The 1830-nt window shown below is 57.7% G+C and carries 1 protein-coding gene and 1 pseudogene; both read right to left on the bottom strand.

Annotated features, from left to right (window positions below; all coding sequences use genetic code 11):
* A pseudogene (locus ABD892_RS01815) lies at positions 1–739 on the bottom strand (hypothetical protein); the annotation flags it as partial.
* A 785-nt stretch (positions 740–1524) separates the two neighbouring features.
* Positions 1525–1830 (bottom strand): hypothetical protein (locus tag ABD892_RS01810; RefSeq protein ID WP_345193204.1); only part of this gene is annotated, 306 nt, incomplete at its 5' end.

The following is a 1830-nucleotide window of genomic DNA, read 5'->3' as shown; positions in this document are numbered from 1 at the left end:
CCGGTTGATCCCCTGCGGTACCTGCACGAGTGACCTCTACGGCGACACCGGTATGGGTGCCGGATACATAAACGGCATTGTACGCAGGCTCAGCCCGCCATTCCGCACTCATGCTGACCATCATGCTCTCGGGAACGCTGTGGCTGACCACAGTACTTTCATCCTGCCAATGCCAGGGACTGAACAGATAGCGTGGCTGGATCGTCAAGGCGTCACTGGCAGCGGCGGGGATAACCACTGCACCAGCGGTGGTGGCTATTCGGGCAATGACCTGCATAGGCGTCAGATCCTGATAGGAAAGAACACCCCCATCTATCGTCCAGTCCGGCGTGGTTCCATCTCCGCTGGTATTCCAGTCGATGGAAAAGCCCGTATTAAGCAGTTCATTCTCCATGGCCTGTCGGGCGTTGATGGGAGAAGTCTCAGTATGGGAGCGCCGTGGTGCATAGAGTGCGGCCAGCAGCTTTGTTCGGCTCTCACCCCGGATGGTGTACTGCTCCCGACCAAAGCGCCTGTCGCTGCTGTAGCGCTCTATCATGAAGACCCAGGCCCAGCCGTTAATAACGATCTCGATATGCTTTGGTCCGTCACTGTCAGGTTGCACCCGTGCCAGCGTTGGCCGGTTGTTGACCCTGGCAACCAGCGACCAGGTGAAGCTGTCGATATCCAGGCTGATGGTCAGGTCAGTGATATCCAGCGGCGTTCTGTCCGGCAAGGTAACGGTGTTAATCGTGTTCATGATCAGCCAGGTGTCCTTTTCGGCAGGTCTGTCCGGGGTGGTGGGATCCGGAGGATCGACGGGATCGGTANGTTGCCCGGTTCCATGAGAGAACGTTACGGCTTTCTCTTGGCTGTACCGGTTTGGGTGGAACCTTCTGACCAAAGGCAAACCAGATGCCCGTGTTGTTCTCCGGCGTATACAGCGCATTCCTGAACACAAACGATAGACGGCTGGGCTCCGGTAAGTAGCCGGCCCTGTCGCGGTCATCCGCCGAGTGCGCCATCACCCGAAACCAGCCGCCGGCTAGAGTATTATCCTTACCCGGCGGGTTGCCCCACCAGGCTCCACAGGCGGCCTCTGTGGGCAAAATACTGGCATCCCAGCCTGTGTTGGCGGGAAAGGCATCCTTTGGCTGCACATCGCCCCATAGCCCGCCTGTGGATATCTGGCAGGATTGCCCGTTACCCCAACCCTGGTCGGTATGAACGTCCTGACCCGGTATTTTCCTCCATGCCGGCTGAAAGACTGGTTCCGGCCTCTGTGATGCATCCCTGACATGCAGCTTCACAGCGCTTTCCGCCTGCTCACCAGGACGCCACCCTGCTCCCGTCATCGCTTCATTGCGGGTAGCCTTTTGCCAGTCACTTTGCCAGCGGCGTATAACGGATGGCGCTACCGGCCAGCTATCAGGAGGAGGTTTGACTGGCTCACCGAACGCTACATCCAGTGAAATGCCTGCCCCATCCGGCACTGAATAATCATGGCTACCCTCCAGTGTCAGACTCGCAGGATCCGGAATGTAATCAGCCATCGCCAGTGCTGTTGCTTATGGCCGGCAGCAAAGGGCCATGGACTATGGCCTGATAGAAAAGACGTGCTTTGAAGACTGCGGTTCCCACCAGTCCGGTGTTGGTGCTGCCGTCATCTACCCACCACTCGGGTTCTGATGAGCCTGATATCCCTTCTGCCAGACACTCATAGACGAAGCCGGCAAACCTACCTGTTGTGGGGTGAATCACATCACCCACAATGTAACGGGTATTCACCTGCCAGGTATCGCCATAGTCATCCATGGCAAGCACCAGTACCGGTTCTGCAAAGCCGTTCAG

This window comes from Kistimonas scapharcae, assembly GCF_039540975.1.
GTDB classification, from domain to species: Bacteria; Pseudomonadota; Gammaproteobacteria; order Pseudomonadales; family Endozoicomonadaceae; genus Kistimonas; species Kistimonas scapharcae.
This window is presented reverse-complemented; position numbering and strand designations above follow the sequence as displayed.